This window comes from Microbacterium sp. AC145 (genome assembly GCF_979258505.1).
In genome coordinates this window covers 2717393-2731561 of record NZ_OZ409859.1, presented here as the reverse complement: position 1 = coordinate 2731561, position 14169 = coordinate 2717393, and the positions used below count along the sequence as shown (strand labels likewise).

The window sequence follows — 14169 nt, the reverse complement described above, 5'->3', positions numbered from 1 at the left end:
TTTCGACGCCGATCGCGGAGGATCGGCGCACCTGTGCTCGAGAGGACCCCCCTTCATGACAGAGCTGTCATCGGCCGCGACTGCGGCCGCCGTCGGAACGACCGGCTTCAAAGCGCCCGGCACCACGCCCCGCAGAACTCCCCGCGGGTACGCGCCCGGACTCGCCGCGGTGAACTTCGGCGTGTATCTGGCGCTGCTCACCCCGGTGATGGTGTCGATGGCGTTCAAGATCCAGCGCCTCGACCCGGTCAACACCGAGGGAAGCCTCGGTCTCGTCATGGGAGTCGGTGCGGCCTTCGCGCTCATCGCCAACCCGCTGGTCGGGCGACTCTCCGACCGCACGACCTCCAAGTGGGGCATGCGTCGACCGTGGATCCTCGGCGGGGCGATCGTCGGACTCGGCGGCTTCGCTATCATCGGCGCCGCCACCTCGGTGCTCGTCGTCCTGCTGGCCTGGTGCCTCGTCCAGGCATCCATGAACGCGGTGCTCGCCGCCGCCAACGCGACCCTGCCCGACCAGGTGCCCGTCTCCAGCCGCGGCAAGGTCTCGGGGATCATCGGCATCACGACTCCCCTCGGCATCCTCGCGGGAAGCTTCATCGTGAACTTCCTTCCCGGTGACTTCGAGCGGTTCGTCGTGCCCGGTGCGATCGCCCTGATCCTCGTCGTCATCTTCGTGCTGACCCTCAAGGACCGCCGCCTGACCGAAAAGCCCGCCACCCGTTTCACGATCGGCACCTTCTTCGGCTCCTTCGTCTTCAACCCCCGCAAGCACCCGGACTTCGGCTGGACCTGGCTCACCAAGTTCTTCGTGATGTTCGGCTACGCCGGCATCGCGACCTTCCTGCCGCTCTACCTCGTGACCAAGTTCGGCCTCGACGAGCAGGGCGCGGTGAGCACGATCCTCCTCGCGAACCTCGCCTCGATGGCGGCCATGGCGATCTCTGCGCCGCTCGGTGGTTTCCTCTCCGACAAGATCGGCAAGCGGCGTCCCTTCGTCGCCATCGCCGGGCTGATCATGGTCGTCGGGCTCGTGATCCTCGCCCTCGCACCCTCGATCGCGATCGTGATCGTGGCTCAGGCGATCATCGGTCTCGGAGCCGGATCGTTCCTGTCCGTCGATCTCGCCCTCGCCACCGAGGTGCTCCCCAATCCCGACGACGTGGCGAAGGACCTCGGCGTCCTCAACATCGCCAACGCGCTCCCGCAGTCGATCGCGCCGGCGATCGCTCCGAGCATCATCGCGATCGGCGCCGCCACTCCTCTCGGCGGCTACACCACCTGGTACCTCTTCGGCGCGCTGGTCGCGCTCGCGGGCGCCGTGCTCGTGTACCGCATCAAGGGGGTCAAGTGACCATGGCCGATGCGAACTCGATCGACGCGACCACCGAGCGTCCCTGGCTCGACACGGCCCTGCCGGTCGACGAGCGTGTGCAGCTGCTTCTCGCGGAGATGACCGTGGAGGAGAAGGCAGGGCTGTTCTTCCACACGATGATCGCGATCGGCGACCTCGACGAGCAGAACCCGATCTTCGGCACGCCCAGCGCCCGCGACTTCGTCGACGTCAAGCAGATGACGCACTTCAACCTGTTGGGCGCTGCTCCCACCGGGCGGGAGATCGCCGCATGGCAGAACGCCCTGCAACGGCTCGCGGCGTCGACTCGCCTCGGGATCCCGGTGACCCTGTCGACCGATCCGCGGCACTCGTTCAGCGAGAACCCAGGCGCATCGATCCTCGCCGGGCCGTTTTCGCAGTGGCCCGAGACGCTGGGGCTCGCGGCCGCGCGCGACCCAGAGCTGGTGGAGCGGTTCGCTGATATCGCTCGTCAGGAATATACGGCCGTCGGCCTGCGCGTCGCGCTGCATCCGCAGGTCGATCTCGCGACCGAATCGCGCTGGGCCCGGCAGACGGCGACGTTCGGGGAAGACGCCGAACTCGCGGGCATTCTCGGTACGGCATATATTCGCGGATTCCAGGGGGGGTCCTTCGGGCCGGGCTCCGTATCGACCATGACGAAGCACTTCCCCGGTGGTGGGCCGCAGAAGGACGGAGAGGATCCGCACTTCCCCTACGGCCGCGAGCAGGTCTACCCCGGCGGTCAGTTCGAGCTGCACCTGAAGCCGTTCGAGGATGCCATCGCCGCGGGCACGCGTCAGATGATGCCGTACTACGGCATGCCCGTCGGCACCGAGTTCGAAGAGGTCGGGTTCGGATTCAACAAGTCAGTGATCACGGGGCTGCTGCGAGAGCGCTTCGGCTTCGACGGCCTCGTGTGCACCGATTGGGGCCTGATCAACGACGCGGAGATCTTCGGCCAGCCCTTCCCTGCGCGCGCGTGGGGCGTCGAGTCGCTGACTCCGCGCGAGCGGATGCTCAAGGTCCTGGATGCCGGTGTCGACCAGTTCGGCGGTGAGGACTGTCCCGAACTGCTCCTCGAACTCGTCGCGGACGGCTCTGTCTCGGAAGACCGGCTCGATGTCTCGGCACGACGGATCCTGCGCGAGAAGTTCGAGCTGGGTCTCTTCGAGAACCCGTTCGTCGACGAGGATGCCGCCGACCGGATCGTCGGCCGTGCCGACTTCCGTGCCGCGGGTGAAGAGGCGCAGCGCGCCTCGATCACCGTGCTGACGAATGACGGCGCCCTGCCCTTCGCCTCCGGGATCAAGCTTTACGTAGAGGGGGTCGATGCGGCGGTCGCCGCCACGTACGGCGAGGTCGTCACCACGCCTGCCGAGGCCGATCTCGCGATCATCCGTCTGCAGGCACCGTTCGAGCAGAGAGACACGACCTTCGAGAACTTCTTCCACGCGGGATCCCTCGATTTCGCCGCGGAGGTCGTCGAGCACGTCCGCGAGATCGCAGGTCAGGTGCCCACCGTCGTCGACGTGCTCGCGGATCGCCCGCCGATCCTCGAGCCGATCACGGATGCGGCGGCCGCGGTCACCGTGAACTGGGGTGCGTCCGGTGCCGCACTGCTCGACGTTCTCAGCGGCCGATCGAGCGCCGGAGGGCGACTCCCGTTCGACCTTCCGCGATCGATGGCGGCAGTCGAGGCCGCGCGGCCGGATGTTCCGTTCGACACGGCTGATCCGCTCTTCCGCTTCGGCCACGGCCTCACCTTCTAGCGCCTTCCTCAGCGCCCCGAACGCCCCGCAGGTTTCACTCCTGCGGGGCGTTCTGCGTCTTGCCGCCCCACGTCGCGAGCGCGGTCGACGCTGCGACACGCCGATGACGAACAGCGATTCACCCCTGGGCATTCTGTTGATTGAACGGATATTCAGATCTACGTTAAGTTGATTGAACGCCCAGTCAAGTTGCAGATTGTCTCAAAACGTCTCCCTCTGACGGGTTGCCTTAAGACAAAACCTGGACTTTGGCCGTGAGAAACGGCAATACTTTTCCCACATGCGCTCTGTCGATGAAGTCGTCGACACCTGGGGAGGGCCTATGACGCGGATTATCTGCATCACGGGAGAGGCGAATGGGCAACATGGAGGGGAAGACTCTGCGCACGCGCAGAGCCATCGGAGGGGGAATCGCCGGCGCTACAGCCGCCGCGGTCGTCCTCGCGAGTGTTTTGGTCCCATCGGCGGCGAATGCGCTCGATGCAGCGAATCCGAATGATCCGTCAGTCGCGCAGGGGCAGATCATCCAGCTGCCCGCGCCGCTGCTCGGTGGACTGGACATCGCATCGCTCGGGCACACGCTCACGAGCAACCCGGCCGCGGCAGGTCCAGAGCTCGGCGGACTCGATGTCACAGCGCTCGAAGCGCTGAACCTCCAGATCGGGGCGGTGAACCTGCCGCTCCTGTCCAACGGGACGAACTCCGGCCTTCTGCAGCTCGGTGACCTCGGAACCACGCAGAGCTACAGTTCCTCGCCCTCGCAGACGCAGTCGATCGCGTCGTCGGGAACGATCACCTCGGGTGGCGCGATCGACACCGGCGCGATCGACGGCAGTAGCAGCCCCGCTAGCCTCGAACTCACAGGCCTGCTCGACCAGCTCGGGCTTGACGGCGTGACGGACGGCATCGTCGACGAGGCATCCGTGAGCATCGGCGCACTCGCTTCGAGCGCCGAGTCGAACGAAGACGTCGTCGCGTCCGAATACCGCATCGCGGATCTCGGCGTCGACCTTCACAGCCAGCTCCTCGATGGCCTCGCAGACACCCTCGATACGACCGTTCAAGGTGCCATTGCGCCAGTGAACGCCCTCGTCGAACCCGGCGGTGCACTCAACTCGCTGCTCGGCATTGTGACATCGACGCTCGAAGCACTCAGTCTTTCAGCGGTCGGCATCCCGGTAATCGGCGTGAACGCAACCGATTCCGATGTCTCGATCGCCGGGCTCGACACCATCGGCGCGAACGTTGCGGCACAGGTTCTCAGCACTCCGCTCGAGAACACGACCGGGTCGGTGTTCGTCAACCTCGAGACCGGAACGATCTCGGTCGACCTCGCCAAGATTCTGGTCGAGACGGAGGCCGGAGCCGACCTGAACAGTCTTCCGGCAAACACACCCGTACTCTCAGCATCGACCATATCCGCGATCCAGCAGGGGGTGACGTCTGCACTCACGGGAACCCACCCCAACAGCCTGAACGGCAAGCTGTCGACCATCCTGACGGAAGCCCTCAACGCTCTCGAGGTGACGCTCGCGGTTGATGTGGACCTCACCGTGCTCGTCCCGATCGCCAGCGGAACTGTGACAGTGCAGGGCACCCTGGCTCAGTTCGCCGGCACAGACCTTGAGCCGGTTGACGTGGGCGCTGACATCGACCTGCTCGGTATCGATCTCGATCTCGATACGATCATCGACCCGGTACTCGGTGCGGTTCTTGGTGCGATCGGCAGCACGACCGGACCGTTGGTGAATGGTGTGCTCAACGGCGTCGTCCCGAGTCTGCAGACCACACTCGCCGGAACCACCGGCCCGCTCCTCGGCACCCTCGATCCTGTGCTCCAGGGCGTGCTCTCGGGTGTCGCGACGATCACGATCAACGAGCAGAACGAACCAGGCGACATCGCCGGCGACAGCTTCACGGTCCGCGCTCTCGGCATCGACCTGCTCCCCGCCGTGGGCGGAGGCGTCGAGCTCGATCTCGGCTCCTCGACGGTCAAGGCCGCTGTCGCAGCGGTCGCCGCGATCGACGCGGCCGATACCGTGCCTGCAGGCACCAGCCTGCCCGTGACCGGATCCGGCTGGCCGGCGAACACCGACGTCTCGATCGCTGTCACCGCTCCCGGTGGCGGGGTCGTCAATGACCCCATCGTCGTGACGACCGATGTCAACGGAGCGTTCACGACGGACTTCTTCATCCCCGCCGCCACGACTCCCGGTGCGGGCTACACGGTGACGGCGACCGATGGTGCTGTCACCGCGACCGACACCACCGAGGTCACGGCCGCGGCGACGATCGATGCGGCGCCTGCGGTGCAGGAGGGCACTGACCTCGCGGTGACCGGCTCGAACTGGCCGGGCAACACCCTCGTCACGGTGCAGCTGACCGCTCCCGGCGGCGGCGCCGCGATCGGCGGTCCTGAGACGGCGACGACCGACGGTGCGGGTGTCTTCACGCTCGCCTACCCGGTGCCGGCAGGGACTCCTGCCGCCGCTGGATACGTGGTCACGGCCACGGCCGGTGCGCAGACGGCGACCGACGAGACCGAGGTGACCGCGGCCCCCGTGCCGGTCGTCGATGCAGCTCCTGCCGTGCAGGCCGGAACGGATCTGGCGGTCAGTGGCAACACCTGGCCGGCCGACACCGACGTGATCCTCCAGCTCACGGCTCCCGGCACGGGCGAAGACGTCGGTGACCCGATCACGGCCACGACCGATGGCACGGGTGCCTTCACCACCGATTACCCCGTACCGGCATCCGCTGTCGCAGGCGCCGGGTACGTGCTGACGGCGACAGCCGGTGCACAGTCGGCGATCGACACGACCGAGGTCACTCCCGCGGTCTCGGTGGACGCTGCGGCTTCGGCTCAGGCCGGAACCGCTCTGCCGATCACGGGCGCCAACTGGCCCGCGAACACCGAGATCACGGTGCAGCTCACCGCTCCCGGTGGTGCGACGGTCGGTGGACCGGAGACGGCCACGACCGACGGTGCAGGTGGGTTCACGCTGAACTATCCGGTTCCGGCCGACGCTGAGCCGGGCACGGGATACACCGTGACCGCGACAGCCGGCACGCAGACCGCGACCGACACCACCGAGATCACCGCAGCAGCGACGATCGATGCCGCGCCGGCTGTGCAGGCGGGTGCCGATCTGGCTGTCACCGGATCGAACTGGCCGGCGAACACCGATGTCACGGTGCAGCTGACGGCTCCCGGTGGCGGCGCGATCGGCGGCCCCGAGACGGCGACCACCGACGGCGCGGGCGTCTTCATCCTCGACTACCCGGTTCCCGCAGGTACCCCCGCTGCGACCGGCTACACCGTGACCGCGAACGTAGGCCCACAGACGGCGACCGACACGACCGAGGTGACGGCGGCTCCGGTGCCGGTCGTGGATGCAGCCGACACCGTGCAGGCCGGAACGGATCTGCCGGTCACCGGTAACACGTGGCCCGCGAACACCGTGATCACCCTGCAGCTGACCGCACCCGGAACCGGCGAAGACATCGGCGGACCCGAGACGGTCACCACCGACGGCACGGGGGCCTTCACGACCGGCTACCCGGTTCCGGCATCCGCTGTCGCAGGCGCCGGATATGTGCTGACGGCCACGGCCGGCGCACAGTCGGCGATCGACACGACCGAGATCACGGCGGCCGCCTCGGTGGACGCTGCGGACACGGCTCAGGCCGGGACCGACCTGCCGATCTCGGGTGCGAACTGGCCGGCGAACACCGAGATCACGGTGCAGCTCACGGCTCCCGGTGGTGCGACGGTCGGTGGTCCCGAGACGGTCACGACCGACGGAACGGGTGGCTTCACGCTGAACTACCCGGTTCCGGCCGACGCTGAGCCGGGTACGGGGTACACCGTGACGGCGACGGCGGGCACGCAGACCGCGACCGACACGACGGAGATCACGGCAGCGGCCGCGGTGGACGCTGCGGACACGGCTCAGGCCGGAGCAGCTCTGCCGATCACCGGCACGAACTGGCCGGCGAACACCGAGATCACCGTGCAGCTCACCGCTCCCGGTGGTGCGACGGTCGGTGGTCCCGAGACGGTCACGACCGACGGAACGGGTGGCTTCACGCTGAACTACCCGGTTCCGGCCGACGCTGAGCCGGGCACGGGGTACACCGTGACGGCAACGGCGGGCACCCAGACCGCGACCGACACGACCGAGATCACCGCAGCCGCGACAGTGGATGCTGCTGACACGGTCGAGGCGGGAACCGACCTGACGGTGACGGGCGCCGGGTGGCCGGCGAACACCCTGATCACGGTGCAGCTCACCGCTCCCGGCGGCGCGACCATCGGCGGACCCGAGACCGTGACGACCGGCGCGCTCGGTGCCTTCACGCTCGACTACCCGGTTCCGGCCGGAACGCCGGCGGGAACGGGCTACACCGTGACGGCATCGGCGGGCACGCAGACCGCGACCGACACCACCGAGGTCACGGCGGCAGCAGTCGTCGTCGACGCGGCGGCTTCTGTCCCGGCCGGCACCAACCTGTCGGTCACGGGATCCGGCTGGCCGATCAACACCACGGTGACGCTGCAGCTGACCGCCCCCGGCGGTGGCGCTGATGTGGGCGGACCCGTCGATGTGACGACGGACGGCTTCGGAGCCTTCGCCACCGTCTATGCAGTCCCCGCTGATGCGACGCCGGCCACCGGCTACACGATCACGGCGACCGCAGGCGCGATCACGGCCACCGACACCACCGAGGTGACGGCGGGCGACCCGGGTGACGTCAACACCAACGCGGCTGCCTCGGCATCCGCGTCGGCAGACGCCACCGCAGACGGTGACCCGTCCGCCCAGGCTGCGGCGGAGGCCGCGGCTCTGGCCGACGCGACATCGGATGCCTCGGCGGCAGCCACGGCAGACGCGACGGCGGCAGCAGAGGCTGCAGCCACCCCCGACGCCTCGTCGGCGGCATCGACCGACGCGACCTCTGATGTGAACGCATCGGCAGCGACCGCCGCGCAGGCGGCAGCGCAGGCAGACGCCTCGGACGACGCGAACGCCTCGGCGTCGACGGCAGCGGATGCGAACTCCGCGGCCTCGTCGGAGTCGGCGGCGACGAGCGACTCGTCGACGGATGCGTCATCCGAAGCCTCGGCCAACACGAATGCGGCAGCTTCCGCTTCTGCATCCGCTGACGCCACGGCAGACGGTGACCCCTCCGCACAGGCCGCGGCCGAGGCCTCGGCCTTCGCCGACGCCACCTCGACCGCGTCGGCTGCGGCGGATGCGAGCGCCGAATCGGCGGCTGAGGCAGCGGCACTGACCGCCGCGTCGGCTGACGCCTCGACCACGTCGACCTCCGACGCCAACGCTCAGGCAGCAGTCGCGGCTCAGGCGGCGGCGCAGGCTGATGCCTCGGACGACACCAATGCCTCGGCCTCGGCAGTCGCAGACGCGAACTCCTCGACGGCAGCCCAGGCTGCAGCCGTGGCGGATGCGAGCGACGACGCCTCGGCGGATGCCTCGACGAACGCGAACGCGGCGGCTTCGGCCTCTGCCTCCGCGAACGCCGATGCCACCACGGCTGCGGTCGCCGAAGCCTCCGCGCAGGCGGCGGCCTTCGCAGACGCGACGTCTGAGGGCTCGGCTGCGGCTGATCCTGCGGCCGAAGCAGCCGCGCAGTCGGCGGCCACGGCGACTTCATCGACGGCGGCCACGGCCGACGCGACCTCGGCGGCCAACGCCAACGCCGCTGTCGCGGCGCAGGCGGCGGCTCAGGCAGATGCGTCCGACGACACCGCGGCTCAGGCCTCGGCGGTCGCGAACGCCAATGCCTCGTCGGCGGCGGATGCGGCGGCCATCGCGAACTCGTCGACGGATGCGTCGAGCGAGGCTGCGGCCGCAGCACAGGCGAACACCAACGCCTCGGCCTCGGCGGCGGCATCGGCGCAGGCGGATGACGACAGCAATGCCTCGGCGCAGGCCGCGGCAGAGGCTGCGGCACTCGCCGACGCGACGAGCTCGGCCTCTGCGGCGGCAGATGTGACGGCCAACGCGGCAGCGCAGGCGGCAGCGACCGACGACGCGTCGACCGACGCCTCGACCACCGCGACGTCCGACGCGAACGCCTCCGCTGCGGCGGCGGCAGCAGCGCAGGCTGCGGCGCAGAACGACGCGACGTCGACCAGTGCGGCAGACTCCTCGGCCTCGGCCGATGCCGATCCGAACGCCTCTGCGGCAGCGGCCGCCAACGCCTCGGCGTCGGCGACGGCCTCCGCGAGTGCAGCGGCCGACGCCTCGGCGGAAGCCTCGGCTGAGGCATCCGCCTCCGCGACGGCACAGGCTTCGGCCTCGGCCGACGCGGGTGCCGACCCGGCGCAGCAGCTCGGCATCCGAGTCGTGGTCCCGGTGATCGAGCGCGGTGAGCAGCAGACGGCGATCGGAACCGGCTTCCGGCCGGGCGAGGTGGTCACCGGTGTGATGACCTCCGACCCGCTCGCGCTCGGCACTCAGGTGGCGAACGAGCAGGGCACGGTCTCGTTCACCTGGACGATCCCGGCCGACAACGACCTCGGAACCCACACCGTGACGCTCACCGGACCCACCTCCGGCAGCATCTCGACGACGTTCCAGGTCGTGGCGGCGGGCCTCGCCACCACGGGTGGAGAGGTGCAGGGCGGATGGATCGCACTGGCGGCGCTGCTGCTGATGCTCGGACTGGGAACGATGCGGCTCGCACGTTCACGCCGGCCGCTCGTCGACACGGAGTGAGTACTGAGTAAGAAACGCTGAGAGGTCGGGGCCGTCAATGCGGCGGTCCCGACCTTCGGTGATGAGAAGGTATGGGAATGAGCACGATGACCCAGACGTCACCGGACGCACAGGACGAGACTCTCCCCGCGGCAGCGGCCCAGAGGCCCCGCCCCACGTGGTGGGTCAAGCTCATCGCCTTCGCGGCCTGTCTGTTGACGCTGTGGCACATCGGCGCGTCCTTCCTGTGGATCGCCCCGTACTCCGCGTTGCGGGAGATCCCTACGCAGGAGGTGCTGGCGGGCTACATGCTGCCGATGTTCGGCCAGTCGTGGAGCGTGTTCGCGCCGGAACCCATCAACGGCGACTACCACTTCAACGTCCGCGCCGTCATCGAGAAAGACGGCGAGGAAGCCGAGACCGGATGGGTCAGTGCGACGGATGTCGAGCTCTCGATGATCCGCTACAACCTGTTCCCGCCCCGCGCCGGCATCCAGTCCACTGAGGTGGCGAGCGGTCAGATGGGTGCCTTCAACAAGCTGAACGAGCAGCAACAGGCGGTCGTGGCACTCGACTTCACGGACGACGGATGGGAGGACTGGATGGTCCGCTCCTTCGACGAGCTCGAGGGGGACAACCCGTCGACCGAGGCCTACATGGCCGAGGAGCGTCTCTCCACGGCATACGCCACCCAGGTCGCCTATGCGATCTGGGGAGCGGATGCCGTGGTCGAGGTGCAGTACCGGGTGAGCCGTCAGAACGTGGTGCCTTACGCGGACCGGAACGATCCCGGAGCGCAGCGGCCTGACCCGACCTTCTCGACCACGGGCTGGCGTTCCCCTATAGAAGAGGAAGGGCAGAGTCGTGAGAACTTCGCGAACACCTTCCGCAGCCAGTTCGAGAGGACTCAGCCGTGAGCGCCCCGACGAAGACCTCGGCATCGAAGACCGCGGCGCCGAAGACCTCGGCGAAGGAGACCGGTGCTGAGCAGCCCGATGCCCCGGCATCCGCGCCGACGGCGGGCGAGTCGACCGTCTCGTTCCCCGTGAGAGTCCTCACCTTCCTGTCGTCGATGATCGGCGGGCTGTGGGCCATGGTCCTCACGGCGATCGACCGCATCTCGGCGTTCGTGGCCGACTGGCTCTTCAACGGCAAGAAGGCGCTGTACGGACTCGCCGTGACGCGCATCCTGTTCGGAGTCACCGCCATCGGGCTGCTGGCATCGAATTTCAGCACACGTCTCTACACGTTCGGTTCCGGGTCGGCGTGGAACGGCGAACTCGCCGAACCCGTCAGCGACTTCCCGAAGATCTGGCTGTTCAGCGCGTTCCACGCGGCGATGGGGAACGACGTCCTCTATACCGCGCTGTATGTGCTGCTCGGAGTGCTCGCGGTGCTGTTCGTGCTCGGCTGGCGCTTCCGTATCGTGCTCCCCGTCTTCTTCTGCCTCTGGGTCGGTTTCATCGAGGCCAATGACATGGTGGGCGACCAGGGCGACAACATGTTCCGCATCGCGCTGTTCCTGCTCTTCTTCGCCGATCCTGCGGCCCGGTGGTCGCTCGATGCGAGACGTCGGGCCAAGAGCGGCGACTGGTTCCCGCCGAACAGTCAGCCTGCTCTCCTGGGCACCATGTTCCACAACCTCACACTGGTCGCCCTGACCGCACAGGTGTGCTTCGTCTACGCCTCGGGTGCGCTGTTCAAGGCCGGGGGTGAACCGTGGAAAGAGGGGTACGCGGTCTACAACCCGCTGCAGACCGCGCGCTTCGGCACGTGGCCGGTGCTCAGCGACCTGGTCACCGCGTGGGGGCCCATGGTGGTCGTCGCGAGCTGGGGATCGATCATCCTGCAGGTCGCGTTCCCGCTGATGCTGCTGACTCGTCCCACCCGACTGCTCGGTCTGCTCGGCATCCTGTCGTTCCATATCGGCATCGCAGTGCTCATGGGGCTGCCCTGGTTCTCGCTCACGATGATCGCGATCGACTCGATCTTCATCCGTGACCGCACCTGGGCGCGGCTCAGCGCGGGCACGGTGCGACGGTGGGATGCCACGAAACGTCCGGCGGCGAGTGGGGCGCCGCCGGGGACTGTGGCCTGACGACAACCGGTCGCGGCGACAGGGTCGGGCTGCATTGGAGGATGCCCACAGGTGACTTCACTGCTGGTTGTCGCAGACCTACCATGAAAGCATCCCTACTTCTCCTTGAGAGGAATGCACATGGTCGACGCTGCTGTCCGTCCGAAGACGACTCCCGCTCACGGTTCCCCTGAGGTATCCGATGCCGCGCTGAAGATCGATGTCGCCCGGGTCACCGAGCTGCTGCTCGGCACCTGGGCCGACACCCGTCGCGAGGCGCGAGAGCTGATCAAGGACCCGTCGTTCTGGCGGGATGACGAGCTGGGCAAGGACGAGCATCGCGAGCGCGTGCTGAGCCAGCTGCACCTGCTCGTCGAGAACAAGGCCGTGCACCGCGCGTTCCCGAAGTCGCTCGGGGGCGAGGAGAACAACGGCGCGAACATCGCCGGGTTCGAGGAGCTCGTGGTCGCAGACCCGAGCCTCCAGATCAAGTCGGGCGTGCAGTGGGGGCTCTTCGGCTCCGCCATCCTGCAGCTGGGCACGGCCGAGCACCACGAGAAGTGGCTGCCGGGCGTCATGGATCTCTCCATCCCCGGTGCGTTCGCGATGACCGAGATCGGGCACGGCTCCGATGTCGCCGCTGTCGGCACGACCGCGACCTACGATCCAGAGTCCGAGGAGTTCGTGATCCACACCCCGTTCCGCGGGGCGACCAAGGAGTACCTCGGCAACGCGGCCCTGCACGGAGTCGCGGCGACCGTGTTCGCACAGCTGATCACGAACGGCGTCAACCACGGTGTGCACTGCTTCTACGTGCCGCTGCGCGGGGACGACGGCGTCGACCTGCCCGGCATCGGACGTGAGGACGACGGGCTCAAGGGCGGACTCAACGGCATCGACAACGGCCGGCTGTCGTTCGATCAGGTGCGCATCCCGCGCACCAACCTGCTCAACAGGTACGGCGATGTCGCCGCCGACGGCACGTACTCGAGCGCGATCGACAGCCCCGGTCGTCGATTCTTCACGATGCTCGGCACTCTCGTGCAGGGGCGTGTCTCGCTCGACGGCGCAGCATCGTGGGCGTCCGCGCTCGGCCTGAAGATCGCGATCACCTACGCGACGCAGCGCCGCCAGTTCGACGGGGCCGACGGCCAGGAGGTCGTGCTTCTCGACTACGGCAAGCACCAGCGTCGTCTCTTCCCGCGCCTCGCGACGACGTATGCGCAGATCTTCGCGCACGACGAGTTCCTGCAGAAGTTCGACGGCGTCTTCTCCGGACGCATCGACACCCCGGCCGACCGTGAAGACCTCGAGACCCTGGCTGCAGCACTGAAGCCGCTGTCGACGTGGCATGCTCTCGACACCCTGCAGGAGGCTCGCGAGGCCTGCGGCGGGGCCGGCTTCATGTTCGAGAACCGTCTGGTCGGTCTCCGTGCCGATCTCGACATCTACGTCACCTTCGAGGGTGACAACAACGTGCTTCTGCAGCTCGTCGGCAAGCGTCTGCTCACCGACTACGCCAAGCAGTTCACAGGCAAGGATGCTGCCGCGCTGGCGAAGTTCGCTGTCGGGATGACGGCGGGCAAGGTGTTCCACGGCGCGGGCCTGCGACAGTTCGGCCAGTCCGTCGTCGACCTCGGACAGGTCGCCCGCTCGGTCGAGAACGGGCTGCGCGAGGAGCAGCAGCATCAGCTGCTCGCTGAGCGCGTGCAGCAGATGGTGGCGGACGTGGCCGGCCGTCTGCGTGCCGCTGGCAAGGACAAGGTTCTCGGTGCGCAGCTGTTCAACGAGAACCAGGCGGAGCTGATCGAGGCGGCGCGCGCCCACGGCGAGCTGCTGCAGTGGGAGGCGTTCACCGATGCCGTCCACCGTGTCGAAGACGCCGACACGAAGAAGGTGCTGACCTGGCTGCGCGACCTGTTCGGCCTGCAGCTGATCGAGAAGCATCTCGCCTGGCACCTGATCAACGGCCGCCTCTCGACGCAGCGCGCGGCTGCGGTCTCGCGGTACATCGACCGTCTGTGCGCGAGGCTGCGCCCCTACGCCCTCGACCTCGTCGACGCGTTCGGCTACGAGCCCGAGCACGTGCGTGCGCCGATCGCCTCGGGTGCCGAGAAGCAGCGTCAGGACGAGGCCCGCGAGTACTACGCCGAACTCGCGGCATCCGGCGATGCCCCCGTGCAGGAGAAGACGCTGAAGAAGAACGCGAAGCGCTGAGGCGCATAGGCATCTCTTCGGACACAG

The 14169-nt window shown here is 68.1% G+C and carries 6 protein-coding genes; all 6 read left to right on the top strand.

What is annotated here, in order from left to right; all coding sequences use genetic code 11:
• Nucleotides 1–55: 55 nt before the first annotated feature.
• Entirely contained in the window at nucleotides 56–1354 is a 1299-nt protein-coding gene (locus ACZZZN_RS13085; protein ID WP_463505570.1) for an MFS transporter, read from the top strand.
• 2 nt (nucleotides 1355–1356) lie between these two features.
• Complete coding sequence (locus ACZZZN_RS13080) at nucleotides 1357–3126, top strand: glycoside hydrolase family 3 protein (protein WP_463506597.1); 1770 nt, start codon at nucleotides 1357–1359, stop codon at nucleotides 3124–3126.
• Between the two features lie 365 nt (nucleotides 3127–3491).
• Nucleotides 3492–9869, top strand: a complete 6378-nt coding sequence (locus tag ACZZZN_RS13075; RefSeq protein ID WP_463505569.1) for a hypothetical protein — start codon at nucleotides 3492–3494, stop codon at nucleotides 9867–9869.
• A gap of 77 nt (nucleotides 9870–9946) precedes the next feature.
• Nucleotides 9947–10765 carry a DUF5819 family protein gene (locus tag ACZZZN_RS13070; protein WP_463505568.1) on the top strand — a complete coding sequence of 273 codons (819 nt, stop codon included), beginning with the start codon at nucleotides 9947–9949 and terminating at the stop codon, nucleotides 10763–10765.
• Nucleotides 10762–11946 carry an HTTM domain-containing protein gene (locus tag ACZZZN_RS13065; protein ID WP_463505567.1) on the top strand — a complete coding sequence of 395 codons (1185 nt, stop codon included), beginning with the start codon at nucleotides 10762–10764 and terminating at the stop codon, nucleotides 11944–11946. The genes ACZZZN_RS13070 and ACZZZN_RS13065 overlap by 4 nt, the downstream gene beginning before the upstream one ends.
• 120 nt (nucleotides 11947–12066) lie before the next feature.
• Complete coding sequence (locus tag ACZZZN_RS13060; RefSeq protein WP_463505566.1) at nucleotides 12067–14142, top strand: acyl-CoA dehydrogenase family protein; 2076 nt, start codon at nucleotides 12067–12069, stop codon at nucleotides 14140–14142.
• The last annotated feature ends 27 nt before the right edge of the window (nucleotides 14143–14169 follow it).